The following is a 25,408-nucleotide window of genomic DNA, read 5'->3' as shown; positions in this document are numbered from 1 at the left end:
GTCAGGCTCCCTGCACGATCGAGGTGGCCACCAGCTGGAGGTGGGGACGCTGGGAGTAGAAGGTAACGCCGGCGTCGAGCGCCGCGCGCTCGACCTCGTCGTCCAGGCCGCGGCGCGCCACCATCCGCAGGTGGGTGGTGCCGGCGTCCGGCAGGTCACCGCGCACGGTGAGCCCCGACTGGCGCCCGCCGGCGCTCGGGATCAGCGCGACGCCGAGGCCGGCCCGCACGCCCGCGAGCACCCCCTCCAGCGTGGTCGACTGGGCGCGGACCTCGACGACGTGGCCCTCCGCGGCCAGGGTCGACAGGGCGCGCTCGCGGATGCCGCACGGCTCCTCGAAGGCGACCAGGGGCCAGGTCTCGCCGGGCGCCGGTGGGGTCCAGCCCGGCGCCGCGTACCAGACCAGCGGCAGCGTGCCGACCAGATGGCCGGCGCCCTGACCGCTCGGGTCCAACACGAACGCGAAGTCCACCGCGCCGCGGTGGACCGCGTCGGCCAGGCGGGTGGAGCGGCCGATCTCGAAGCGGGTGGTCGCGCCCGGGAAGGCCGCCTCGAGCGCGCGGATCATCTCCGGCAGCAGCTGCTCGGCGCTGTGCTCGGTGGAACCGACCACGATGGTGCGGTCCTCGGTCGCCTCCAGGCGGTGCAGCGCCGCGTCGTGGGCGGCGATGATCCGCCGGGCCTCGGCGAGCACGCGCTCCCCCTCGGGGGTGAAGCGCATGTTGCGTCCGTCGCGCTCGAAGAGCTTGCGCTTCAGGGCGCGCTCGAGCAGGCGGACGTGCTGACTCAGTGCCGGCTGGCTGATGTGACGCACTGTCGCGGCCTTGCCGAACCCGCCGCACTCGGAGATCGCGATCAGCGTCCGCAAGTGTTCCAGGTCGAGCGAATTAGTCATATTTACATTGAAGCACGCTCCGCGCCGCCGGGGCAGGGGCGTGCCGGGAGCTGAGACGACCGATCAGGAGCCGGGATCAGTAGTGATCCAGAAACGTGCTTGGACACCGGGTGGCAGCGTCGCTCAGGCTGCCAGGGTGACGACCTCCGTGATTGCCATCAGCCCGGCGGCCTGGGACGAGCCCGAGGGCATCGCCGCCCGCGGCACCCTCGTGGTCCTGACGGGACGGGGTGAGACGCCGGGCTCCTACCAGCGCCTCGGCCGCCGGATCTCCGCCGACGCCTACCGGGTCCGGGTGCTCGAGACCGACCTGGACGACCTGGACCGGACGCGCGACGCCGTACGGTCCGTGCTGGCCGACGAGACGCTGCCCGCTCCGCGGGTCCTGGTCGGCTCGGACACCGGCGCGACGTTCGCCGCGATCCTCGCTGCCGAGCTCGACAGCGTCGACGGCCTGGTGCTGGCGGGTCTGGCGCTGCCGGGCTCGTCCACCTTCGAGGGTGGCTGGGAGGAGGAGCTCGGTGCCCGCACCGCCTGCCCGACCCACCGTCGGGTCATCGGCGAGGACGACGCCTTCGAGCGCGGCGCCCTCGCCCGGCCGCTGCCGGAGGAGTGGGACGGGCGCTACCTCCCCGCTCCGGAGCAGCCGACGCTCGTCCTGCACGGATCGGCCGACCCGATCACGGACCCGGGGGAGGCGTTCGAGGCCTTCGCCGATGCGCCGCTCGCGCAGCTGCGTCGCGTCGTCGGTGCGCACCACGACGTCCTCAACGACGTCTCGCACCGTTCGGTGGCCGCCACCGTCGTCCTGTTCCTGGAGAGCCTCAAGCTGGGCAGCGACCTGCCCGTCATCGTGGAGCGCATCGAGGCATGACGTTCCTCGGGGAGCTGCGCGACGAGGTCTCCCGGCTCGAGACGGGCCAGGCGGCGCGGGAACGCGCGGCGGTCGACCGCTCGGGCGCGGTGCCGGCGGGCCTGCCGCTGGCGGTGGTGCGGGCGCGCGACGTCGACGACGTCCGGGCCACCCTCCGGCTCGCCTCCCGACACCGGGTGCCGGTGGTGCCCCGCGGCGCCGGCACCGGCCTCGCCGGTGGAGCGCTGGCGGACGAGGGTGCCGTCGTCCTCGACGTCTCGGGGATGGACCGCATCGTCGAGATCGACCCGGTCGACGAGCTCGCGGTGGTCGAACCCGGCGTGATCACCGCCGTCCTGGACGCCGAGGCGGCGAGGCACGGCCTGCGCTACGCCCCCGACCCGGCCTCGGCGGCGCTGTCGACGATCGGGGGCAACATCGCCACCAACGCGGGCGGGATGCGCTGCGTGAAGTACGGCGTGACCCGCGAGGCGGTGCTCGGCCTCGACGTCGTGCTGGCCGACGGGCGGCTGATCAGCACCGGCCGCCGTACGGTCAAGGGCGTCTCCGGCCTCGACCTCACCAGCCTCTTCGTCGGCTCCGAGGGCACCCTGGGGGTCGTGGTCGGTGCGAGCCTGCGGTTGCGAGCGCTGCCCGAGCAGACCCTCACCGCCGCAGCCGCCTTCGGCGACGTCGCGGCCGCCGCCCAGGCCTGCGTGGCGCTCGCCGCGGCCCGCCGCCGACCCAGCGTCCTGGAGCTGCTGGACGGAGCCACGCTGGCGGTCGTCGACCGGGCGGAGGGCACCGACCACGCCACCCGCGGCAACGCCCTGGTCATCGCCCAGGCCGAGGGACCGGACGCCGCCGAGGAGATCGCGGCGATCGCCGACATCCTCGGCAAGGAGGCCACCTGGTCCGAGCGCGCCGTCGACCCCGCCTCCTCCCAGCGCCTGCTCCATGCCCGTCGGAGCGCGCTGCCCTCGATCGAGCGGTTCGGCCGAGCGCTGATCGAGGACATCTGCGTGCCGCGATCGCGGCTGGCCGACGCCTTCGCCGGCGTACGCCGGATCGCGGCGGCCCACGATGTCGCCATCTACTCCTTCGCGCACGCGGGGGACGGCAACCTGCACCCGATCATCGGCTACGACGCACCCTCGGCCCAGCCGCCCGCGGCGGTCGGCCGCGCCGCTGACGACATCTTCGCGCTCGCCCTGGAGCTTGGCGGTACCGTGACCGGTGAGCACGGCATCGGCCTGCTCAAGCGGGACTGGCTGGCGCGGGAGGTGGGCCCGGACGTGCTCGACGTGCACGCCTCGCTGAAGCAGGCCCTGGACCCGCTGGCGATCCTCAACCCGGGTAAGGGCTTCTGATGAGCCTGGAGGTGGTCGACGTCGACCTGCAAGACGCGTTCCGGCTGGCCATGGGGCACGTGGCCAGCCCGGTGGCGGTGGTCACGACGTACGCATCCGGCCGGCCGGTCGGGACGACGGTGAGCGCATTCATGTCGCTGTCGATGGCGCCGCCGATGGTGCTCGTGTCGCTCGACCACCGCTCGTCGCTGCTGGCCGCACTGGCCGTCGGCGCACCGCTCGGCCTCAACATCCTCGCCGGCGACCAGCGCGACGTCGCGCGGATCTTCGCCACGCCCGGGATCGACCGGTTCGCCGCCGTCGACTGGGCGCCGCGGGACGCGGCTCCCGCACTGTCGGGCGTGCACGCATGGGTCGGTGCCCGGGTCAGCTCGCTCGTCGGCGCCGGCGACCACGTCCTGGTCCTCGCCGACGTCGAGACCGCCGCGCACGACACCCGCGAACCGCTGGTCTACCACCAGCGCGCCTACGGCACGCACCGCGTCTTCGAGGAGGACCGCTAGGCCAGTGCCGGTCGGCGCCGGCCCGTGGCCACCAGCGAGGCGGCCAGCGTCAGGAGGGCGAGCATCAGCACGCCGAAGGCGATGATCGAGGGGTGGATGGCGACGTACTGCAGCAGCACGCCGAGCAGGATCACCGGCACCGACATCCCCAGGTAGCCGACCAGGAAGAGCCCGGCGAGGGTCTCCCCGCGCGCGGCCGGCGGCGCCAGCTCGATGACGGCGGCGACGGCGGCCTTGAAGGCGGTGCCGGCGCCCACACCCACGACGACGCCGGCCACGACCAGCAGGGCCAGGGAGGAGGCCAGGATGGCGGCGACGACCAGGACGAGCCCGATCGCGAGCACGGCCAGTCCGACGGGGTAGAGCCGGGTGGACGGCCAGCGCCCGGTCAGCGTCTGCGCCACCGCCGCCGAGCCGAACACCGAGAAGCTGATGGTGCCGGCGAGGGCGTGCGAGGTGTGGTGCAGCGTGCCGGAGAGGAACGAGGGCGCCAGCGAGGTGAAGAAGCCGAACATCGCGAAGCTGACGAACGCGAGCATCGCCGCGGCGACGAAGCCGGCGCGGGCCTCGGCCGGGACCGAGATGCGCTGCGGGCGGTAGCGCCACGCGTCCACGCCCGGCGTGACCGTCTCGGGGACCAGCATCACCGCGAGCAGGCCGGCGAGCATGAGGAAGACGAAGACCGCGTACGGCGTGTACAGCGGCCGGCCGGCGTACTGCGCCAGGAACCCGGCCACGATCGGCCCGAGTCCGATGCCGCCGATGTTGGCGGCGGTGCCGACGACGGCCGCCCGCTGCGGGGACGCGTCCGGGCGGGCGATGCGGTGCAGCTCGGTCAGGTGGGCCGTGGCGGTCGCCGTCAGCATGCCGATGCCCAGGCCGCTGATGAACCGGGCGGCGAGCAGCCAGCCGAGCTGGTGCCAGGTCAGGAACATGACACCGGCGACCACGTTGAGCAGCACCGCCGGCACCAGGAGCTGGCGCCGGCCGAACCGGTCGGAGAGGTGGCCGGCCAGGTAGAGGCTCACCGCCACCCCGATCGCATACGCGGCGAAGATGACGGTGACGGTGAAGGAGCTGAAGCCGTCCTCCCGCGCGTACAGGACGTAGAGCGGGGCAGGGGCGCCCGCGAACGCCATGGTGGCCGCGAAGACGAAGGCGATCAGCCAGAAGCCGCGGGCGTGGTGGCGGCTGGCGGGAGTGCTCATGACAGCCATGCTGGCGCGCCGGCCGCATCGCGTCCAACGAATCCTTTCGCTCGATACGATCGCCATCGGCGATAGGGTGGGGAGGTGCAGCCGCATCAGCTGGAGTACTTCCTGGCCGTGGCCGAGACCGGCAGCTTCACCCGGGGCGCCGAGCGGGCAGGGGTGGTGCAGTCGGCGGTCTCGGCGGCGGTCTCCCAGCTCGAGCGCCAGCTCGGCGCGACCCTCTTCGAGCGGGCCTACCACCGGGTCGTCCTGACCGCCGAGGGCGAGGCGCTGCTTCCGCGGGCCCACGACGTCCTCGCCGCGATCGCCGCCGCGCGCGACGACGTCGCCGCTGCCCGTGGGGAGGTCGCCGGCACCGTGGTGCTCGGCACCCTCGCCTTCACCGGCCCGTGGAACATCGCCGACCTGCTGCGCGACTTCCAGGGAGCCCATCGGCTGGTGGCGGTCCATCTGCGGCAGACGATCGCCGGTTCGGCGACCTCCCTGGCGGAGGTGCGCTCCGGCACCCTGGACCTGGCGCTGGTCTCCACCCACGCCGAGACGCTGCCGGGGCTGCGGCTCGACGAGATCCACCGCGAGCCGATGGTCTTCGCCTGCGATCGCGACCACCCGCTCGCGCGCCGTACCGAGGTCTCGATCGCCGAGCTCGGCGAGCTGCCGTTCATCGACTACCCGACCGGCTGGGGCAACCGCACGGTCGTCGACCTCGCGTTCGCCGGGGCGGGGGTCGCCCGCACCATCCGGACCGAGGTCACCGACTTCCGGCTCGCCCGGTCGCTGGTCTGCCGCGACCTGGGCGTCACGATCGTGCCCGCCTCCGCCGCCGACGACTCCATGGCCGCCGTCCGGCTGCGCGAGCCGCTGGAATGGACCGTCAAGCTGGCCCGCCCGTCGGCCAGGCGGCCGTCCGACGCCTCGGCACGCCTGGCCGAGGCCATCCTCGCGCTCCCGCGCCACCGGTTGGCCAAGACAACCGGCCACCCCCTATAGTTGACCTCACCGCGTGATGATCAGTCTGCTTTGGCATGCCCTCAGGGAGGTCGAAGCGGTGGGCAACACGCGCGGAGGGCACTAGCTCAACTGGCAGAGCATCGGTCTCCAAAACCGAAGGTTGGGGGTTCAAGTCCCTCGTGCCCTGCAAGACGGTCGGCTGAGATGAGAGGTGGCACGGACGTGTCGGAGCCCAAGGCGGTCCCCACTCCGCGCGAGCGCAAGCACGAGCGCACGTCACCCGCGCTCTTCTACCGGCAGGTCGTGGCCGAGCTCCGCAAGGTGGTCTGGCCGACGCAGCAGCAGCTGTCGACGTACTTCGTCGTGGTGCTGGTCTTCGTCCTCGTGATGATGGCGATCACCTCGCTCCTCGACCTGGGGTTCGGGCGGCTGTTCTTCGCGATCTTCGGCGGACGCGACTAGTCCCGCCGGCCGCAGGTCGTGGCCACACTGGAAGCAGAACCCCCGAACTTTGGAGCAGCGCGTGTCTGAGCAGGACCACACCGACGAGACGGCGATCGACGAGGTCGAGCCGTCCCTCGACGCGACCGCTGACGAGGCCGACGACAGCTTTCCGGGCTACCCCGCCTCGGCTCCGGCGTACGACGACGTCCGCGAGGCGGCGCTCGACACCGAGGTGACCGACGAGGACACCGACGAGGCCATGGGCGTCGACGACGACGACCTGGACAGCGTGGGTTCCTCGATCGAGGCCGAGGACGCCGAGCAGCCGCTCGGCGAGGAGTCCGGCGAGCCGGAGTCCGGTGACGAGAACGACCCGCTCGAGGCATTCCGTCGCGAGCTGTGGAGCAAGCCCGGCGACTGGTTCGTCGTGCACACCTACTCCGGCATGGAGAACCGGGTGAAGTCCAACCTGGAGCAGCGCAAGGTAGCGCTCAACATGGAGGACTACATCCACGAGATCGTCGTGCCGACCGAGGAGGTCGCCGAGATCAAGAACGGCCAGCGCAAGATGGTCAAGCGCACCGTCCTGCCGGGCTACGTGCTGGTCCGGATGGACCTCACCGACGAGTCCTGGGCGGCCGTCCGCCACACCCCCTCGGTGACCGGCTTCGTCGGTCACAGCCACCAGCCGGTCCCGCTGTCGATGACCGAGGTCGAGAACATGCTCGCCCCCGCGGTGGTCGCAGCCGCCGAGGCCGAGGCGGCAGCGGCCGGTCAGCAGACCGCGTCGACCGGCACGTCCGGCGGTGCCGTCAAGAAGCCGGTCGAGGTGGCCGACTTCTCCGAGGGCGACTCGGTCATGGTGGTCGACGGACCGTTCGCCACGCTGCACGCCACGATCACCGAGATCAACGCCGAGTCGCAGCGCGTCAAGGCCCTCGTCGAGATCTTCGGCCGCGAGACCCCGGTCGAGCTGAGCTTCAACCAGATCCAGAAGGTCTGAGTTGATTTGGACCAGTCTCGCCGCACCGGCGACACTGGTCCTCTGCTGTCCGCGCCCCGGCCCGGACGGTGCAGTGGCAGAGGCCGCGAGGCCCTCGTCATGACCACGGATGAGAAAGAGATAGAGCATGCCTCCGAAGAAGAAGATCGCCGCGCTGGTCAAGGTGCAGCTCCAGGCCGGCCAGGCCACCCCGGCCCCGCCGGTGGGTACCGCCCTCGGTCCGCACGGCGTCAACATCATGGACTTCTGCAAGGCGTACAACGCCCAGACCGAGTCCATGCGCGGCAACGTGATCCCGGTCGAGATCACGATCTACGAGGACCGCAGCTTCACGTTCATCACCAAGACCCCGCCGGCGGCTGAGCTGATCAAGAAGGCCGCGGGCCTGGCCAAGGGCTCGAGCGTTCCGCACAAGGACAAGGTCGGCAAGCTGACCAAGGACCAGGTGCGCGAGATCGCCAGCACCAAGCTGCCCGACCTCAACGCCAACGACATCGACGCCGCCATGAAGATCGTGGAGGGCACCGCCCGCTCCATGGGCGTCACCGTCGAGGCCTGACCAACGTGGGAGAGCCGCGCTGGCTCGCTAACCACATCTCCTCTTAAGAACCGAAGGAAGAATCATGCAGCGCAGCAAGACCTACCGCGCGGCCGCGGACACGTTCGACAAGAACGAGCTGTTCGCCCCGCTCGCGGCGATCAAGATCGCCAAGACCTCCTCGAAGAAGAAGTTCGACGAGACGGTCGACGTCGTCATGCGACTCGGCGTCGACCCGCGCAAGGCCGACCAGATGGTGCGCGGCACCGTCAACCTCCCGCACGGCACCGGCAAGACCGCCCGCGTCCTCGTGTTCGCGAACGCGGACAAGGCCGAGGCCGCCCGTGAGGCCGGCGCCGACTTCGTCGGTGGCGACGAGCTCATCGAGAAGGTCGCCGGCGGCTGGCTCGACTTCGACGCCGTCGTCGCGACCCCGGACATGATGGGCAAGGTCGGTCGCCTCGGCCGCGTGCTCGGTCCGCGCTCGCTGATGCCGAACCCGAAGACCGGCACCGTGACCCCCGATGTCGCGAAGGCCGTCTCGGACATCAAGGGCGGCAAGATCGAGTTCCGCGTGGACCGTCACGCCAACCTCCACTTCATCATCGGCAAGGCCTCCTTCGACGAGGTCCAGCTCGCTGAGAACTACGCCGCCGCCCTCGACGAGGTGCTGCGTCTGAAGCCGGCCAGCTCCAAGGGCCGCTACATCAAGAAGGTCACCGTCTCCACGACCATGGGCCCCGGTGTCCAGGTCGACCCCAACCGCACCCGGAACGTCGCGGCTGAGGACGAGGCCTGAGCCTCACGCTGACCAGCTGATCGACGCCGAAGGGCGGTCACCCTGCCGGGTGGCCGCCCTTCGGCGTCCCGGCGGCCCCGATTTGGCGTACGACGTCGGGGTCGCCCATACTTGACCACGAACCAGAGACCGCCGGTTGTCAGCGAGCAACAGCTCAACGACCGAAGGTGCCGCGACAGTGTTGATCACTGAGGCGGACGGCCAGCGTAGGTGACCAGAGCATGACAGATCCTGTCCGCCCTGAGCGCCTGCGCTCGGGGCGTTCGTCATTTCACGGGACCAGGCGCCGTCGGACTCGATCCACGGAAGAAGGAGACCCATGGCGCGGGCAGACAAGCAGGCCGCCGTTGCCGAGATCGCTGAGGAGTTCAGCGCCTCGAACGGTGCCGTGCTGACCGAGTACCGCGGTCTCACCGTGAAGGAGCTGAAGGACCTCCGTCGCTCCCTCGGTGCGAACGCCAACTACGCCGTGGTCAAGAACACGCTGACCAAGATCGCCGCCAAGCAGAGCGGCATCGAGGGTTTCGACGACCTCCTGAACGGCCCCACCGCCGTCGCCTTCATCAAGGGCGACGTCGTCGAGGCTGCGAAGGGTCTGCGTGACTTTGCCAAGGCGAACCCCGCTCTTGTGATCAAGGGCGGGATCTACGAGGGCAAGCTGCTCGACGCGAAGGAGGTCGCCAAGCTGGCCGACCTCGAGTCGCGCGAGGTCCTGCTTGCCAAGCTTGCGGGCGCCATGCAGGCGTCGCTGGCGCAGGCGCTCTACGTCTTCAACGCCCTCCCCTCGAAGGCCGCGCAGCTGGCTGCCGCCCTTCAGGAGAAGGCAGCGAACGACCCCTCGATCCTCGCAGGTGGTGCGGCCCCGGCCGACGCCGCCGAGGAGACCACCGAGGCCTGAGGCCCCGGTACACACCACCTGTAACCCGGTGACCGGCACACGCCGGCCGCCACATTGAAAGGAATGCCAATCATGGCGAAGCTTTCCACCGCCGAGCTGCTCGACGCGTTCAAGGAGCTCACCCTCATCGAGCTGTCCGAGTTCGTCAAGGAGTTCGAGGAGACCTTCGGCGTCACCGCCGCCGCTCCCGTCGCCGTTGCTGCCGCTCCGGCCGCCGGTGGCGCCGCTGGCGGTGCCGACGAGGCCGCCGCCCAGGACGAGTTCGACGTCATCCTCGAGGCCGCTGGTGACAAGAAGATCAACGTCATCAAGGAGGTGCGCGCTCTGACGAACCTCGGTCTGAAGGAGGCCAAGGACCTCGTCGAGGGCGCCCCGAAGCCGGTCCTGGAGAAGGTCAACAAGGAGACGGCTGACAAGGCCAAGGAGTCCCTCGAGGGCGCCGGCGCCACCGTCACCCTCAAGTGATCGCCGCGGCCTGAGCCGCACCGCGTCACCCGCGAAGGGCGGCCATCCTCACCGGATGGCCGCCCTTCGTTCCATTTCTGCGTCCCAACATGCGTGCAAAGACGTGACGTCCGTCCCATCCAAGCCGTAACTTCACTCACAGCCATGCGTTGTTACTCGCGAGTCTGGGTAATCACGTGCCGGGAGAGGGAGGCGCACGTACATGGGTGTCGACATCAAGATCGACGGTCTGACCAAGAGCTTCGGCAAGCAGTTGATCTGGGGAGACGTCACGCTCACCGTGCCGGCCGGCGAAATCTGCGTCATGCTGGGACCGTCCGGGACCGGGAAGTCGGTCCTCCTCAAGACGCTCATCGGCCTGCTCAAGCCCGACCGTGGGTCCGTCGTGATCGAGGGCGTCGACATCTGCTCGTGCTCGGAGAAGGACCTCTACGAGATCCGCAAGCTGTTCGGGGTGCTCTTCCAGGACGGCGCGATGTTCGGCTCGATGAACCTCTACGACAACGTCGCCTTCCCGCTGCGTGAGCACACCAAGAAGTCCGAGGCCGACATCCGCAGGATCGTCATGGAGAAGATGGACCTGGTCGGTCTCATCGGCGCCGAGACGAAGCTCCCCGGGGAGATCTCCGGCGGCATGCGCAAGCGGGCCGGCCTCGCCCGGGCCCTGGTCCTCGACCCGGAGATCGTGCTCTTCGACGAGCCCGACTCCGGTCTGGACCCGGTCCGCACCGCGTTCCTCAACCAGCTCATCGTCGACCTCAACGCCCAGATCGACGCGACCTTCCTCATCGTCACCCACGACATCAACACCGCGCGGACGGTGCCGGACAACATCGGGCTGCTCTACCACAAGCACCTGGCGATGTTCGGGCCGCGCGAGATGCTGCTGTCCTCCGAGGAGCCGGTGGTGCGCCAGTTCCTCAACGCTCAACGGGTCGGCCCCATCGGCATGTCCGAGGAGAAGGACGCCGACCAGCTCGCCGCGGAGAAGGACATGGACCTGCCTCCGCTGCCGCCGATCGCGCTCCAGCTGGAGCCCTCCAACGGCATCCCGCGACGCAGCCAGCGCCCGCCGGGGGAGTGGTGCCGCGCCAACGGCGTGACGCCGCCTCCGGGCTCGTTCCTGGCTGACTCGGTCCTGGCCGGGGGTGCCAGCGCCTGATGTCGTCGGTAACCGCCGCCAAGGTGTTGGCGCCGGTCGGTACCGCGGGAAAGCTGTTCGCCTTCGGGCTGGACGTCTCCCGAGGTCTGTTCCGGCGGCCCTTCCAACTGCGCGAGTTCATCCAGCAGGCCTGGTTCATCGCGTCGGTGACGATCGTCCCGACCGCGCTCGTCGCCATCCCCTTCGGCGCCGTGATCGCCCTCCAGGTCGGGGGTCTGATCACCCAGTTCGGTGCGCAGTCGTTCACCGGCTCCGCATCGGTGCTGGCCGTCGTCCGCGAGGCAGGTCCGATCGCCACCGCGCTGCTCGTCGCCGGAGCCGGTGGCTCCGCGATCGCAGCCGACCTCGGCGCGCGCAAGATCCGCGAGGAGCTCGACGCCATGATGGTGCTGGGCATCGACCCGATCCAGCGCCTCGTCGTACCGCGCGTGCTCGCCTGCATGCTCGTCTCGGTCTTCCTCAACGGCCTGGTCAGCGTCGTGGGCGTCATCGGCGGCTACGTGTTCAACGTGATCCTGCAGCACGGCACGCCCGGTGCCTACCTGGCCAGCTTCACCGCCCTCGCGCAGATGTCGGACGTGTGGCAGGGCCTGCTGAAGGCGCTGATCTTCGGCCTCATCGCCGCCATCGTCGCCTCCTACAAGGGCATGAACGCCGGCGGCGGTCCCAAGGGCGTCGGCGACGCGGTCAACGAGTCGGTGGTCATCACCTTCCTGCTGCTGTTCATCGTCAACTTCGTGATGACGGCGATCTACTTCCAGCTCATCCCGGCGAAGACAGGCTGAGGGCGATGCCAGGCATCAAGGCCGTCTACGAGGGGCCCCTCAAGACCCTGGACCAGCTGGGCCAGCAGCTGTCCTTCTACCTGCGCGCGCTGGCGTGGACGCCGCGCGCGGTGCGGCGTTACTTCAAGGAGATCCTGCGGATCCTCGCCGAGGTCACCCTCGGCTCGGGCTCGCTCGCCGTCATCGGCGGCACGGTGGGCGTGATCACCGCGATGACGTTCTTCACCGGCACCGAGGTCGGCCTGCAGGGGTACGCCGCGCTCAACCAGCTCGGGACCGCCGCCTTCTCCGGCTTCGTCTCGGCCTACTTCAACACCCGCGAGATCGCCCCGCTGGTCGCCGGCATCGCGCTGGCGGCGACGGTCGGCTGCGGTTTCACCGCCCAGCTCGGCGCGATGCGGATCTCGGAGGAGGTCGACGCGCTCGAGGTGATGGCGATCCCGTCCCTGCCCTACCTCGTCACGACCCGGATCGTCGGCGGCCTGATCGCGATCGTGCCGCTCTATGTGCTCGGCCTGCTGTCCTCCTACTTCGCGACGCGCTTGACGGTGACCCTCTCCTACGGCCAGTCCACCGGCACCTACGACCACTACTTCAACGAGTTCCTGCCTCCCGCCGACGTGCTGTGGTCCTTCGGCAAGGTGCTGATCTTCGCGATCGTGGTGATCCTGATCCACTGCTACTACGGCTACAACGCCTCGGGCGGCCCGGCGGGCGTGGGCACCGCCGTCGGCAAGGCCGTGCGCACCAGCATCGTCGCCGTCAGCGTCATCGACCTGTTCCTGTCGATGGCGATCTGGGGCGCCTCCACATCGGTCAGGCTGGCGGGCTGATGGCGAGTGTGCTCGGCCGGCAGAAGTACCGGGCCCTCGGGATCGCGTTCCTGGCGCTGATCCTGGTCGCCCTGTACCTGGTCTACGCCGTCTTCACCCAGAAGTTCACCCACTTCGACAAGGTCACCCTGCAGACCGACACCATCGGCCTGGAGCTGCCGCAGCGAGCCGACGTGAAGATCCGCGGCGTGCTGGTCGGTCAGGTGCTCGACTTCAAGGCCACGGCCGCGGGCGCGGAGGTGACGCTGGGGATCAACCCGAAGGACATCGACACCATCCCGGCCAACGTCACCGGCGCGATCCTGCCCAAGACGCTCTTCGGGGAGAAGTACGTCGCCCTCGACGTGCCGACCCAGGCCGCCAACCAGCACCTGCGCAGCGGCGCGGTGATCACCCGCACCGCCGTCGCGACCGAGGTGGAGAAGGTGCTCAGCGACGTCTACCCGCTGCTGCAGACGATCCAGCCGGCCCAGCTCAACACCACCCTCAACGCGCTGGCGACCGCACTCGACGGCCGCGGTGAGCAGCTCGGCGAGACCCTGACCACGCTCGACGGCTACCTGAAGAAGATCAACCCGCAGCTGCCGCTGCTGATCACCGACCTCGAGCAGACAGCGCAGGTCGCCGGCACCTACAACGACGTCCTGCCGCAGGTCGCCGACATCCTGCGCAACACCATCACCACCACGACGACGCTGGAGAACCGCTCCACCCAGGTGCACGAGCTGCTCACCAACGTGACCTCCTTCTCCAACACCGCCAACGCGTTCCTGGCGGCCAACGGCGACAACCTGATCCAGCTCGGCAAGGTCAGCGAGCCGGTCGTGGGGACCCTCGCGCGCTACGCGCCGGAGTTCCCCTGCCTGCTCGGCGGGATGGACAACCTCAGCAAGCGCGTCTCCAGCGCGTTCCGCAACTACACACTGCACATCGACCTGATCACGCTGCCGCGCCAGCCGCGCGGTTACACGGCGAAGGACGCGCCGACGTTCAACGAGGACCGCGGCCCGGCCTGCGGCCACCTGCCGAGCCCGCCGTGGAGCCCCAGCAAGCCGCTCAAGCTCGTCCCGAACCTCGCCGACGGCGTGAACACCCCGACCGGCAAGGGCACCGACCGCTCCGCGGTCGGGTTCGGCAGCAGCGCCTCGACGGCGTCGACCGGTGGCAGCGCCCTCGGGTACGCCGGAAGCCCCGCCGAGACCAAGGTCCTCGACTCGCTGATCGCGCCCGCGCTGGGCACGACGGCCGCCGACGTACCGGACCTGGGCGGTCTGCTCGTCGGACCGATGGCCAGGGGAGCGACGGTGAGCCTGCAGTGAAGCTCTTCGACAAGCGCACCACCGGTGACCTGGTCAAGCTGTTGGTCTTCGTGGCCGTCACCACCCTGTGCACCGGCCTGCTGGTGCTGATCATCGGCAACGTCTCCTTCGGCGGCTCGAAGCAGTACAAGGCCGAGTTCTCCGACGCCACCGGGGTCAACAAGGGCGACGACGTCCGGATCGCCGGCGTCCGGGTCGGCACCGTGAAGAACGTGCAGATCGTGCACCGCACCCACGCGTTGATCTCGTTCACGGTGGCCGACGGGACCTCGCTGGACAAGGCGACCCATGCCACGATCAAGTACCGCAACCTGGTCGGGCAGCGCTACCTGGCGCTCAGCGACGAGATCGGCGACGGGGGCCTGCTCAGGCCCGGCGCCACCATCCCTACCTCGCAGACCACGCCGGCCTTGGACCTGACGGTGCTGTTCAACGGCTTCAAGCCGCTCTTCGAAGCGCTCTCGCCCAACGACATCAACGCGCTCTCCTACGAGATCGTGCAGGTGTTCCAGGGTGAGGGCGGCACCCTGGACGACCTGCTGGCGCACACCGCGTCGCTCACCCAGACGCTCGCGGACCGGGACCAGGTGATCGACTCGCTGATCGACAACCTCAACGACGTCCTCGTGCACGTCGGCAGCCGCGACACGCAGCTGTCGCAGCTGATCGAGACCTACAAGACCTTCGTGCACGGCCTGGACCAGGACAAGCAGCCGATCCTGGACTCGCTGGACCACATCTCCGCACTCTCCGAGCAGACCTCCGACCTGGTCTCGGGGATCCGCTCCCCGTTCGTGGAGGACATCAAGCAGTTGCGCACCTTCGCCGGCCAGCTCGCCAGCCAGCGACAGGGCCTCGACGCCGACCTGCAGATCGAGCCGCAGAAGCTCAACAAGATCGGCGCCACCGCCACCTACGGCTCGTGGTTCAACTTCTTCCTCTGCGGCCTCAACGGCAGCGTCACGCTGCCCGGCAAGGTGAAGATCCCGGTCGGCCTCAACGTCACGGCAGCGAGGTGCAACCTAGGATGATCCCCTTCCGCGAGCGCAACCCCGTCAGGGTCGGTGCCGTGAGCATCGCCGTGCTGGCCCTGATCGTTCTGGCCGCCTTCAAGGCCGACAGCCTGCCGCTGATCGGTGGCGGCACCACCTACTCGGCCGACTTCTCCGAGGCCGGCGGACTCAAGGCCGGCGACGCCGTGCGCATCGCCGGTGTCCGGGTCGGCAAGGTCTCCAAGGTCGGGCTCGCCGACGGCCACGTGAAGGTCGACTTCAAGGTCAAGACCGACTCGGCCTTCGGCACCCGGACCGGTGCAGCGATCAAGGTGCAGACGCTGCTGGGCCAGATGTTCCTGGACCTGCAGCCCGCGGGGTCGGGCCAGCTGGCCAAGGGTGCCGAGATCCCTGTCGCCCGGACGACCTCGCCGTACGACGTCGTCAAGGCGTTCTCCGGCCTGGCCGACACGGCGGGCAAGATCGACACCGACCAGCTCGCCTCGGCGCTGACCACCCTCTCGGACCTGACCCGGACGACGCCCAAGTCGTTCCAGGCCGCGTTGACCGGGGTGGCCGCGCTGTCGAAGAACATCGCCGCCAAGGACGAGCGGATCAACACCCTGCTGCAGAACCTCGACAAGGTCACCGGCGTGCTGGACCAGCGCGACCAGGACATCGTCGACCTGATGAAGGACTCCGCCTCGCTGTTCACCGCCCTGGAGGCCAAGAAGCAGGCCATCCACACGCTGCTGACCTCCACCACGACGCTGTCCCAGCAGCTGTCGAAGCTGATCGACCAGAGCAGCGCCGACCTCAAGCCGACGCTCGCCAGCCTGCAGACGGTGATCGACGTCTTCACCAAGAACGACGACAACCTCGACTCCACGCTGCGGCTGATGGCGCCGTTCTACCGGGACTTCTCGCAGGTGCTCGGCAACGGTCCGTGGTTCGACAGCTACATCCAGAACCTGCCCCCCGTCCCGTCGTTGGGAGGCTGACATGGCTGCCGGGATGAATGCCACCATGCGCCGCTGGGCGGTGCCGCTCGTCATCGCGCTGCTCGTGCTGGCGACGGGCATCACGCTGCTCTCCCGCGGCAGCGGCGACCGCACCCTGACCGCTCACTTCCCGCGGACCATCTCCATCTACACGGGCAGCGACGTGCGCGTGCTCGGAGTGCCGGTGGGCAAGGTCGACAAGGTGACCCCCGACGGGACCGACGTGATCGTGACGATGCACTACGACAAGGACGTCAAGGTGCCGCAGGACGCCCAGGCGGTCATCGTCGCGCCGTCGGTCGTCGGCGACCGCTACGTCCAGCTCACGCCGGTCTACACCTCCGGGCCGACGCTCAAGGACGGCGCGGTGCTCCAGACCGACCGCACCGCCGTACCGCTGGAGCTCGACCAGATCTACGGCAGTCTCGACCAGCTGGTCACCGCGCTGGGCCCCAACGGTGCCAACAAGGAGGGCGCCCTGACCGACCTGCTGCAGCAGACCGCCGCCAACTTCGGTGGACAGGGCGAGCAGGTGCACCAGACCATCGGGGACCTCTCCCAGCTGACCAAGACCCTCGACGACAACAAGGACGCGCTGTTCGGCTCCGCGAGCCAGCTGGAGACGTTCGTCAACAAGCTGGCGCAGAACGACGGCACCGTGCGTGACTTCAACACCGCCCTGTCCGGCGTGTCCTCGACGCTGGCCGACGAGCGCACGGACCTGGCCGCGTCGCTGCACAACCTCCAGGTGGCGCTGGGCAAGGTCGCCGACTTCGTCAAGACGAACAAGGATGCGCTGGGCAGCAACCTCAAGGGTCTCAACCAGGTCCTCGGGACCGTGGTGAAGAACCGCGACAACCTCAACGAGATCCTCAAGGCGGCGCCGGTCGCGCTGTCGAACCTCTACCTCGCCTACAACCCCGACGTCGGCACCCTCGACACCAACGCCAACCTCGGCGAGCTCGCCCACCAGCTGACCACCAACCCGGCGCAGGTGCTGTGCACCCTCACCGACCAGCTCCCCAGCGGCAAGAGCCTGTGCAGCCTTGTCGACAAGATCCTGCCGCGCAGCGCCGCCCTCGGGAACGGGCTGAGCGGAGCAGGCACCGGCTCGTCGTACGGCGTGAAGTCGGACCCGACCCTGGGCGGCCTCGTGACCGCGGCGGGGGGTTCCCGATGAGCCGACTCCTCAAGACCCTGGTCGTCCTCCTCGTCGGCTGCGTCGCGCTGTCGGGCTGCAGCTTCTCGGTCTACGACCTTCCCCTGCCCGGCGGTGCCTCCACCGGCAAGGATCCGATGACGCTGCACGTGCAGTTCCGCGACGTGCTCGACCTGGTGCCCGACTCCACGGTCAAGCTCAACGACGTCACCGTGGGCAAGGTGGAGAAGATCCAGCTGACCCGGGGCATCGCGGACGTCACGCTGAAGGTCCGCAAGGACACCAAGCTGCCGGACAACGCCACCGCGGAGATCCAGCAGACCAGCCTGCTGGGGGAGAAGTTCGTCGCCCTGCAGTCGCCCTCCGAGCCCAGCGGCACCCTGATGAAGAGCGGTGACACCATCCCGCTCGCCCGCTCCGGCGACAACCCGGAGGTGGAGCAGGTCCTCGGCGCGCTCAGCCTGATCCTCAACGGCGGCGGCGTGGCGCAGTTGCACACGATCTCCACCGAGCTCAACAAGGCGCTGTCCGGGCATGAGGACGCCGCCCGCTCCGTGCTGACCCAGGTCGATGTCTTCGCCAAGAACCTGGACGAGCACAAGCAGGCCATCACCGACGCGCTGGACGCGGTCGCCAAGCTCTCGGCCAGCGCGAAGGCGCAGGAGAAGACCATCGACTCCACGCTGCAGGAGCTGCCCGGTGCCTTGAGCAGCCTCGACTCACAGCGTCAGGACCTGGTCACGATGCTCCAGGCGCTGAGCAAGCTCGGCGACACAGGCGTCCGGGTGATCAACGCCTCCAAGCAGGGCACGATCGACATCGTCCGCAACCTGCAGCCGGTGCTGACATCGCTGGCCAAGTCGGGCGACCACTTCGTCAACGCGTTCAACACGCTGCTGACCTACCCCTTCGTCGACGCCGCTGTCGGCGGGACGCCTCAGGCGGCCCGCAACCTGCACATGGGTGACTTCGTCAACCTGAACATCACGCTCAACCTGGACTTCTCCGACATCCTCTCCGGCGGCCTGAACAACCTGGTGCCCAGCGACATCGCACCGGGTCACGTGGTCGGCGAGGTGGTCAAGTGCCTGACCTCGGGGAGCCTGACCAGCCAGGCCTGCATCAACGTGCTCGCCTCGGTCAAGGCGCTCACCCAGCTCAAGAGCGAGTGTCTCAAGACAGCGAACTCCGGCACCGCCGTGTGCAAGGTGCTCAACATGATCCCGGGGCTGCCGAACCTCTCCACCATCCTGCCCAGCCAGCTGGCCGGCCTCCTGGGCGGCATCCTCGGCCAGGGCAGCAGCGGCTCCGGTTCCGCCACCCAGCCGAGCTCGGGCTCCAGCGGCCTGCTCGGCCTGGGGACGTTGGGCCTGCGCCAGCAGGCGGGCTCGGCGGCCGACCCGGCCGCCCAGGGTGCCGAGCGCGCCTCGCTCCAGCTCCAGACCGGCCCGAAGGGCCCGACGTACGGCGAGCTTGCGGCGCTCTACGATCCGGACCTGGTGAGTCTGCTGGTTCCGGGGCTCGACACCTCGACCGGTACGAAGGGAGGAGCCAAGTGATCACCCGGCGTACCCAGATCCAACTGGCGGTCTTCGCACTGATCACCCTGCTCGGGGTGAGCTTCACCGGCGCGCGCTACGCGCACCTGGACCGGCTCGTGCACGCGACCACCTACACCGTCGTCGCCCACTTCCCGGACTCCGGCGGCATCTACCAGGGCGGTGAGGTCTCCTACCGCGGCGTGAAGATCGGCCAGGTCGGCAAGCTGAAGCTGACCAGCGCGGGCGTCGACGTCTACCTCGACATCGACAAGTCGCAGAAGAACATCCCGGCCGACACCCTCGCGGTGGTCGGCAACCGCTCGGCCGTGGGGGAGCAGTACGTCGAGCTGCAACCCCAGACCAAGACGGCGCCGTACCTGAAGAACGGCTCCACGATCGCCCAGCGCGACACCAGCATCCCGATCCCGACCGACAAGCTGCTCGGGGACGTCACCACCACGGTCGACTCGGTGGACCAGAAGGCCCTGCAGACCACGCTCACCGAGCTCGGCACCGCGTTCGCCGGCACCGGGCAGGAGCTGCAGACGATCCTGGACAGCGGGACGGCGTTCATCGACACCGCCGACAAGAACTTCGACGTCACCACGGCGCTGCTCAAGGACGGCAACACCGTGCTGAAGACGCAGACCGACACCGAGAGCTCGATCCGGTCGTTCGCGAAGAACCTGTCGCTGGTCAGCGACACCCTGGCAGCGTCCAACCAGGATCTGGTCAAGCTGCTGGCCAACGGCTCCGCCGGCGCCAGCGAGCTGCGCGACTTCCTCGACCGCAGTGGCGTGGACCTCGGGCAGGTCATCTCCGAGGCGCTCACCACCGGGCGGATCGTCCAGTCCAACCTGCCCGGTGTGCGGTACGTGCTGGTGGTCTATCCCTACGTCACCGAGGGCGGCTTCAGCGTCCTGGCGAAGAACGACGCCGGTCAGTACGACGCCCGATTCGGCCTGATCCTCACCACCCAGGCGGTCTGCCACGACGGCTACCAGTCGACGAAGCAGCGGGCGCCGCAGGACACCACGCCGCGGGACATGAACACCGCGGCCCAGTGCACCGAACCGATCACCAAGAGCAACGCGCGTGGAGTGCAGAACTACCATCAGCGGGCAGCGGCCGCCTACCGGGCGCCGGTCGTCGCGTCGTACGACGAGAAGACCGGCAAGCTCGCCTGGGGCGACCCGACCGCCGCTGAGACCCCCGCGCCTGGGAAGGACACCTGGAAGTGGCTCTACCAGTAGCCCCTGACAGCGACGAGCGCGACGGCGCCGAGGACCCGGACACCCCGACGGGTCGCGAGGCCACCGGCGCGCGCCCCCTCGACGAGAGCGACGGACCCGGGTCCGCCGGCCGCGGCACCGGCGCGCCCCGCGCCTCGGCGGCGGTCAGGTGGGGCGTGCTGGGACTGCTGATCGTGGTCATCCTCGGCTCACTCGGCTACCTGGGCGCCCGCGTGGTCGGCGACGGCACCGGCTCCGGCTGGGGCAGGGTCACCAGCGCCTTCTCGGGCAGCGACAGCCTCCAGTCCGAACGCGACGACGCCATGTCCCAGGCGCGTCAGTTCGCGCTGCGCGTCAACGCCTACGGGCCGGACCTGCTGGATGCGAAGACCGGCCAGATGCCGAAGTACCGCCAGCTCGTCGAGGCAGTGGTCACCGCAAAGTTCCGCACCGACTTCGAGAACAACGGCGTGCCGTTCGCGGAGGCGAGCGTCTCCCAGACCGGCGTCAAGCGGACCACCGAGGTCTACTCGACCGGAGTGGCGACGATCGACTCCGACACCGCGACGGTGCTCGTCGCCGGTTCCTTCACCAACTCCTACCCGAAGAAGAAGGGCTCGACGACCTACGTGACCGGCACGCCCGAGCCGTACCGCTTCGAGGTGAGCATGGTGAAGACCGGGGGGAAGTGGCTGGTGGACGCGTTCACGCCGGCTGAGGCCTCCGACACGGGCAGCTCGGGCAGCTCGGGTAGCTCGGGCAGCACCGGTGGGACGACGGGAGGCACGCCGTGAGCATGCCCAGCCCGACCTGGTACGACCTGCTCGGCGTCGAGCCGAGTGCCGACGCCGCGCAGATCCGTACGGCGTGGCGCAACGCGATCGCCGACCTGGATCCGACCGAGCGCCGCTTCGCCACCCTGAACGAGGCAGCCGCGGTGCTGCTCGATCCCGCCCGGCGCTCGGCGTACGACGAGCAGCTCGGCCTCACGCCCGAGCCTGCCGTCGAGCGGACCGAGGAGCCTGCTGCCGAGCGTGTCGAGCCAACCGAGCCGGCGGACGAGTCCACGCCCGGTCCGGTGGACGAGGAGACGAGCGACGGCACCTCGACAGGCTCGGCACGCTCGGCGCCGTTCCTCGTGCCGGGGTGGGTGCTCGCCGTGGTCGCCGTCGTCGCGCTCGCCACCGCCGTGCTCGCCGGGGTGCTGTCCACCCGTCACCCCGCCGACCGCATCGTGCAGGCCGACACCCAGCTCTCCGGCGGCTCGAAGGTGACGCAGATCGAGGACCGGGCGGTGGCGGCGCAGGCGGCCGCGAAGGAGGCGATCGTGCCGGTGCTCTCCTACGACTACCGCAAGCTCGACGCGGATCAGAAGACGGCCGAGAGCTACCTGACCGACTCCTACCGGAAGACCTACGACAAGACCTTCGCCCTGATCAAGAAGAGCGCCCCCGGGGTGCAGACGGTGGTCACGACGAAGGTCGTGGACACCGGCATCATCCGCGTCGACGACGACCGGGTCCAGGTGCTGCTCTTCGTCGACCGGCCGACGACCAACAAGGCGACGACCACCGCCATCCCCTACCAGGACCAGGTCACCGCCACCATGGAGAAGGTGGGCGGCGACTGGCTGATCGACAACCTGGTGACGACGCCGATCGCGCCCTGACCGGCGAGGTCGGACCGGCCGGGACGTCCCGGATCGCGGGGAACTTGCCGCGCGTTGCTTGACCTGGGCGCCGCGGAGGCGCATGATCGTCGCGACGCAGCCGCCTGACCGCGTCCGGGTATTGTGGCGGCCGCCTTTCTGCGCTATCGTTGCTCTTTGCGCATGCCCTCATATGCCCTTCTGCCTGCCCGGTGGTCGAAGGATGGTGGGCAGCGACTTCAGCCAGCGATACCCGCAAGAAGGATTCCTCTTGGCCGCGCGCAGCACCACCGCCTCCGGTAACCCTCGCCGCATCTCGTTCGCAAAGATCCAGGAGCCGCTCGAGCTCCCGCAGCTCCTCTCCCTCCAGACCGACAGCTTCGACTGGCTCGTCGGCAACGACGTCCACAAGGAGCGCATCGCCGCCCGCAAGGCCGCCGGCGACGATGTGTCGGAGAAGTCGGGGCTGGAGGAGATCTTCGAGGAGATCTCCCCGATCGAGGACTTCTCCGAGACGATGTCTCTCTCGTTCGACAACCCGGTCTTCTACGACCCCAAGTACACCGTCGACGAGTGCAAGGAGAAGGACTTCACCTACTCCGCTCCGCTCTACGTCTCCGCCGAGTTCACCAACAACGACACCGGTGAGATCAAGGGCCAGACGGTCTTCATGGGCGACTTCCCGCTCATGACCGACAAGGGCACGTTCGTCATCAACGGCACCGAGCGTGTCGTCGTCTCGCAGCTGGTCCGCTCGCCCGGTGTCTACTTCGAGCGCACCGCCGACAAGACGTCCGACAAGGACATCTTCACCGCCAAGCTGATCCCGAGCCGCGGCGCTTGGCTCGAGTTCGAGATCGACAAGCGCGACCTGGTCGGCGTGCGTCTGGACCGCAAGCGCAAGCAGAACGTCACCGTCCTGCTCAAGGCGCTCGGCTGGACCAACGAGCAGATCCGCGAGGAGTTCGGCGAGTACGAGTCGATGATGCTGACCTTGGAGAAGGACAACATCGCCGACCAGGACGCCGCGCTGCTCGACATCTACCGCAAGCTCCGTCCGGGCGAGCCGCCGACGCGCGAGGCCGCGCAGACGCTGCTGAACAACTACTACTTCAACCCCAAGCGCTACGACCTGGCCAAGGTCGGTCGCTACAAGGTGAACAAGAAGCTCGGTCTGACCGAGGCGTTCGATCAGCAGACGTTGACCGTTGACGACATCGTCGCCGCGATCCGCTACATCGTCGCGCTGCACGACGGCCGCGAGCAGGTCGAGGCGCCGATCGGCGCGCTCGACATCGCCGCCGACGACATCGACCACTTCGGCAACCGCCGCATGCGCACCGTGGGCGAGCTGATCCAGAACCAGCTCCGCACCGGCCTGGCCCGGATGGAGCGCGTGGTCCGCGAGCGGATGACCACCCAGGACGTCGAGGCGATCACGCCGCAGTCGCTGATCAACATCCGCCCGGTCGTCGCGGCGCTGAAGGAGTTCTTCGGCACCTCGCAGCTCTCGCAGTTCATGGACCAGACCAACCCCATCGCGGGCCTGACCCACAAGCGCCGTCTCTCGGCGCTGGGTCCGGGCGGTCTGTCCCGTGACCGTGCCGGCATGGAGGTCCGTGACGTCCACCCGTCGCACTACGGCCGGATGTGCCCGATCGAGACCCCCGAGGGTCCGAACATCGGTCTGATCGGCTCGCTGGCCTCCTTCGGCCGGATCAACCCGTTCGGCTTCGTCGAGACGCCCTACCGCAAGGTCGTCGAGGGCAAGGTCACCGACAAGATCGACTACCTCACCGCCGACGACGAGGACCGCTACGTCATCGCGCAGGCCAACGCTGCCCTGACCGCCGACAACACCTTCGCCGACGAGCGCGTGCTGGTCCGCCAGCGCGACGGCGAGGTCGGCGAGGTCCCGGCCGCCGAGGTGGACTACATGGACGTCTCGCCGCGCCAGATGGTCTCGGTCGCCACCGCCCTGATCCCGTTCCTCGAGCACGACGACGCCAACCGGGCCCTGATGGGTGCCAACATGCAGCGCCAGGCGGTTCCGCTGGTCCGCAGCATGGCGCCGCTGGTCGGCACCGGGATCGAGTACCGCGCTGCCGTGGACGCCGGTGACGTGGTCACCGCGACCAAGGCCGGTGTGGTCAAGGAGGTCTCCGCCGACCTCATCGAGTCGATGAACGACGACGGCACGTACACGACGTACAAGCTCGCCAAGTTCCAGCGCTCGAACCAGGGCACGTGCATCAACCAGCGCCCGCTGGTCAGCGAGGGCGACCGGCTCGAGGTCGGTACGCCGATCGCCGACGGCCCGTGCACCGACGACGCCGAGATGGCCCTGGGCCAGAACCTGCTCGTCGCGTTCATGCCCTGGCAGGGTCACAACTACGAGGACGCGATCATCCTCTCCCAGCGCCTGGTGCAGGAGGACTACCTCACCTCGATCCACATCGAGGAGCACGAGGTCGACGCCCGCGACACCAAGCTGGGTCCGGAGGAGATCACCCGGGACATCCCGAACGTCTCCGAGGAGATGCTGGCCGACCTCGACGAGCGGGGCATCATCCGCATCGGCGCCGAGGTCACCACCGGTGACATCCTGGTCGGCAAGGTCACCCCGAAGGGCGAGACCGAGCTGACCCCCGAGGAGCGCCTGCTGCGCGCCATCTTCGGTGAGAAGGCCCGCGAGGTCCGCGACACCTCCATGAAGGTGCCGCACGGCGAGGAGGGCACCGTCATCGGTGTCCGCGTCTTCGACCGCGAGGACGGCGACGAGCTGCCGCCGGGTGTCAACCAGCTGGTCCGCGTCTACGTCGCCCAGAAGCGCAAGATCTCCGTCGGTGACAAGCTCGCCGGCCGACACGGCAACAAGGGCGTCATCGCCAAGATCCTGCCGATCGAGGACATGCCGTTCATGGAGGACGGCACCCCTGTCGACGTGATCCTCAACCCGCTCGGCGTTCCGCGCCGGATGAACATCGGTCAGATCCTCGAGCTCCACCTCGGCTGGCTCGCCCAGCAGGGTTGGGACCTCAACCTCACCGGCGACAAGCTCGACACCGAGTGGGCCCAGCGGCTCATCTCGATCGGTGTCGACAAGGCCGCGCCGGGCACGAAGGTCGCCACGCCGGTCTTCGACGGTGCCCGCGAGGACGAGATCACCGGTCTGCTCGGCGCCACCATGCCGAACCGCGACGGCGTCCGCCTCGTCGGCGAGGACGGCAAGGCGCGGCTCTTCGACGGTCGCTCCGGCGAGCCGTTCCCCGAGCCGGTGGCCGTGGGCTACAAGTACATCCTGAAGCTGCACCACCTCGTGGACGACAAGATCCACGCCCGCAGCACCGGCCCGTACTCGATGATCACGCAGCAGCCGCTGGGTGGTAAGGCGCAGTTCGGTGGCCAGCGCTTCGGCGAGATGGAGGTCTGGGCGATGGAGGCGTACGGCGCCGCCTACGCCCTGCAGGAGCTGCTCACGATCAAGTCCGACGACGTCCCCGGCCGGGTGAAGGTCTACGAGGCGATCGTCAAGGGCGAGAACATCCCCGACTCGGGCATCCCGGAGTCGTTCAAGGTTCTCGTCAAGGAGATGCAGTCGCTGTGCCTCAACGTCGAGGTGCTCAGCCAGGACGGGTCCAGCATCGAGCTGCGCGACGCGGAGGAAGACGTCTTCCGTGCCGCCGAGGAGCTCGGCATCGACCTGTCCCGGCGCGAGCCCAACTCGGTCGAAGAAGTCTGAGCGTGAGGGCAGTACGCCGGGATCCCGGCGTACTGCCCCCGCTCGGTCCCTCAAGCCACACAGA

At 69.1% G+C, this 25,408-nt stretch carries 24 protein-coding genes and 1 tRNA gene; 23 read left to right on the top strand and 2 right to left on the bottom strand.

All coding sequences use genetic code 11. The features are described 5' to 3' along the window. Position 1: 1 nt before the first annotated feature. A complete protein-coding gene (locus P5P86_RS18980; protein ID WP_280609011.1) occupies positions 2-895 on the bottom strand; it encodes a LysR family transcriptional regulator in 894 nt (297 codons plus the stop codon). A gap of 136 nt (positions 896-1,031) precedes the next feature. On the opposite strand from P5P86_RS18980, the gene P5P86_RS18975 reads away from it, so the two are divergent. The 3 genes from P5P86_RS18975 to P5P86_RS18965 are packed head-to-tail and all read left to right on the top strand — an operon-like array spanning position 1,032 to position 3,621. Beyond that, positions 1,032-1,769 carry an alpha/beta hydrolase gene (locus tag P5P86_RS18975; protein WP_280609010.1) on the top strand — a complete coding sequence of 246 codons (738 nt, stop codon included), beginning with the start codon at positions 1,032-1,034 and terminating at the stop codon, positions 1,767-1,769. After that, entirely contained in the window at positions 1,766-3,118 is a 1,353-nt protein-coding gene (locus tag P5P86_RS18970; protein WP_280609009.1) for an FAD-binding oxidoreductase, read from the top strand. Before P5P86_RS18975 ends, P5P86_RS18970 begins: the two co-directional genes overlap by 4 nt. Beyond that, positions 3,118-3,621 (top strand): flavin reductase family protein, encoded by a 504-nt coding sequence (locus P5P86_RS18965; RefSeq protein ID WP_280609008.1) that lies wholly within the window; start codon positions 3,118-3,120, stop codon positions 3,619-3,621. The genes P5P86_RS18970 and P5P86_RS18965 overlap by 1 nt, the downstream gene beginning before the upstream one ends. Here P5P86_RS18965 and P5P86_RS18960 read toward each other — a convergent pair. Continuing rightward, a complete protein-coding gene (locus tag P5P86_RS18960) occupies positions 3,618-4,829 on the bottom strand; it encodes an MFS transporter (protein ID WP_280609007.1) in 1,212 nt (403 codons plus the stop codon). The two genes, P5P86_RS18965 and P5P86_RS18960, sit on opposite strands and share 4 nt — an antisense overlap. Positions 4,830-4,913: 84 nt before the next feature. Between P5P86_RS18960 and P5P86_RS18955 the strand changes: the two genes are divergently transcribed. The 20 genes from P5P86_RS18955 (at position 4,914) to rpoB (ending at position 25,344) form a co-directional block, all read left to right on the top strand. Continuing rightward, positions 4,914-5,822: a LysR family transcriptional regulator gene (locus P5P86_RS18955; protein ID WP_280609006.1), complete on the top strand. Its 909-nt coding sequence runs from the start codon at positions 4,914-4,916 to the stop codon at positions 5,820-5,822. 75 nt (positions 5,823-5,897) lie between these two features. After that, a tRNA-Trp gene (locus P5P86_RS18950) sits at positions 5,898-5,970 on the top strand. 35 nt (positions 5,971-6,005) lie between these two features. Continuing rightward, positions 6,006-6,245, top strand: a complete 240-nt coding sequence (secE, locus tag P5P86_RS18945) for a preprotein translocase subunit SecE (RefSeq protein WP_280609005.1) — start codon at positions 6,006-6,008, stop codon at positions 6,243-6,245. Positions 6,246-6,306: 61 nt separating this feature from the next. Further along, positions 6,307-7,230 carry a transcription termination/antitermination protein NusG gene (gene nusG, locus P5P86_RS18940; RefSeq protein ID WP_280609004.1) on the top strand — a complete coding sequence of 308 codons (924 nt, stop codon included), beginning with the start codon at positions 6,307-6,309 and terminating at the stop codon, positions 7,228-7,230. 127 nt (positions 7,231-7,357) lie between these two features. Further along, positions 7,358-7,789: a 50S ribosomal protein L11 gene (gene rplK, locus P5P86_RS18935; RefSeq protein ID WP_280609003.1), complete on the top strand. Its 432-nt coding sequence runs from the start codon at positions 7,358-7,360 to the stop codon at positions 7,787-7,789. Between the two features lie 64 nt (positions 7,790-7,853). Then, a complete protein-coding gene (gene rplA, locus P5P86_RS18930) occupies positions 7,854-8,567 on the top strand; it encodes a 50S ribosomal protein L1 (protein ID WP_280609002.1) in 714 nt (237 codons plus the stop codon). A gap of 319 nt (positions 8,568-8,886) precedes the next feature. Further along, positions 8,887-9,465, top strand: coding sequence for a 50S ribosomal protein L10 (gene rplJ, locus P5P86_RS18925; RefSeq protein ID WP_280609001.1), 579 nt, complete (start codon positions 8,887-8,889; stop codon positions 9,463-9,465). A gap of 72 nt (positions 9,466-9,537) precedes the next feature. Then, positions 9,538-9,930, top strand: coding sequence for a 50S ribosomal protein L7/L12 (gene rplL / locus P5P86_RS18920; RefSeq protein ID WP_280609000.1), 393 nt, complete (start codon positions 9,538-9,540; stop codon positions 9,928-9,930). A gap of 202 nt (positions 9,931-10,132) precedes the next feature. Next, positions 10,133-11,092, top strand: a complete 960-nt coding sequence (locus P5P86_RS18915) for an ABC transporter ATP-binding protein (RefSeq protein ID WP_280608999.1) — start codon at positions 10,133-10,135, stop codon at positions 11,090-11,092. Continuing rightward, positions 11,092-11,877 carry an MlaE family ABC transporter permease gene (locus tag P5P86_RS18910; protein WP_280608998.1) on the top strand — a complete coding sequence of 262 codons (786 nt, stop codon included), beginning with the start codon at positions 11,092-11,094 and terminating at the stop codon, positions 11,875-11,877. Before P5P86_RS18915 ends, P5P86_RS18910 begins: the two co-directional genes overlap by 1 nt. Before the next feature lie 5 nt (positions 11,878-11,882). After that, positions 11,883-12,710, top strand: a complete 828-nt coding sequence (locus P5P86_RS18905; protein ID WP_280608997.1) for an MlaE family ABC transporter permease — start codon at positions 11,883-11,885, stop codon at positions 12,708-12,710. Continuing rightward, positions 12,710-14,029, top strand: a complete 1,320-nt coding sequence (locus tag P5P86_RS18900; protein ID WP_280608996.1) for an MCE family protein — start codon at positions 12,710-12,712, stop codon at positions 14,027-14,029. Before P5P86_RS18905 ends, P5P86_RS18900 begins: the two co-directional genes overlap by 1 nt. Next, a complete protein-coding gene (locus P5P86_RS18895) occupies positions 14,026-15,060 on the top strand; it encodes an MCE family protein (protein ID WP_280608995.1) in 1,035 nt (344 codons plus the stop codon). Before P5P86_RS18900 ends, P5P86_RS18895 begins: the two co-directional genes overlap by 4 nt. 38 nt (positions 15,061-15,098) lie before the next feature. Continuing rightward, entirely contained in the window at positions 15,099-16,022 is a 924-nt protein-coding gene (locus P5P86_RS18890) for an MCE family protein (protein ID WP_348537909.1), read from the top strand. A 1-nt stretch (position 16,023) separates the two neighbouring features. Then, complete coding sequence (locus tag P5P86_RS18885) at positions 16,024-17,202, top strand: MCE family protein (RefSeq protein WP_280608993.1); 1,179 nt, start codon at positions 16,024-16,026, stop codon at positions 17,200-17,202. Then, positions 17,199-18,740 (top strand): MCE family protein, encoded by a 1,542-nt coding sequence (locus P5P86_RS18880; RefSeq protein WP_280608992.1) that lies wholly within the window; start codon positions 17,199-17,201, stop codon positions 18,738-18,740. Before P5P86_RS18885 ends, P5P86_RS18880 begins: the two co-directional genes overlap by 4 nt. Further along, positions 18,737-19,975: an MCE family protein gene (locus P5P86_RS18875; protein WP_280608991.1), complete on the top strand. Its 1,239-nt coding sequence runs from the start codon at positions 18,737-18,739 to the stop codon at positions 19,973-19,975. The genes P5P86_RS18880 and P5P86_RS18875 overlap by 4 nt, the downstream gene beginning before the upstream one ends. Beyond that, a complete protein-coding gene (locus P5P86_RS18870; protein ID WP_280608990.1) occupies positions 19,960-20,748 on the top strand; it encodes a hypothetical protein in 789 nt (262 codons plus the stop codon). The genes P5P86_RS18875 and P5P86_RS18870 overlap by 16 nt, the downstream gene beginning before the upstream one ends. A 2-nt stretch (positions 20,749-20,750) precedes the next feature. Next, complete coding sequence (locus tag P5P86_RS18865; protein WP_280611289.1) at positions 20,751-21,623, top strand: J domain-containing protein; 873 nt, start codon at positions 20,751-20,753, stop codon at positions 21,621-21,623. Positions 21,624-21,873: 250 nt separating this feature from the next. Continuing rightward, positions 21,874-25,344, top strand: a complete 3,471-nt coding sequence (rpoB, locus tag P5P86_RS18860) for a DNA-directed RNA polymerase subunit beta (RefSeq protein ID WP_280608989.1) — start codon at positions 21,874-21,876, stop codon at positions 25,342-25,344. Positions 25,345-25,408 lie beyond the last annotated feature (64 nt).

The organism is Nocardioides sp. BP30, assembly GCF_029873215.1.
Classification (GTDB): Bacteria; Actinomycetota; Actinomycetes; order Propionibacteriales; family Nocardioidaceae; genus Nocardioides.
The sequence above is the reverse complement of the archived record's forward strand: the minus strand, read 5'-3'. Positions and strand labels throughout refer to the sequence as shown.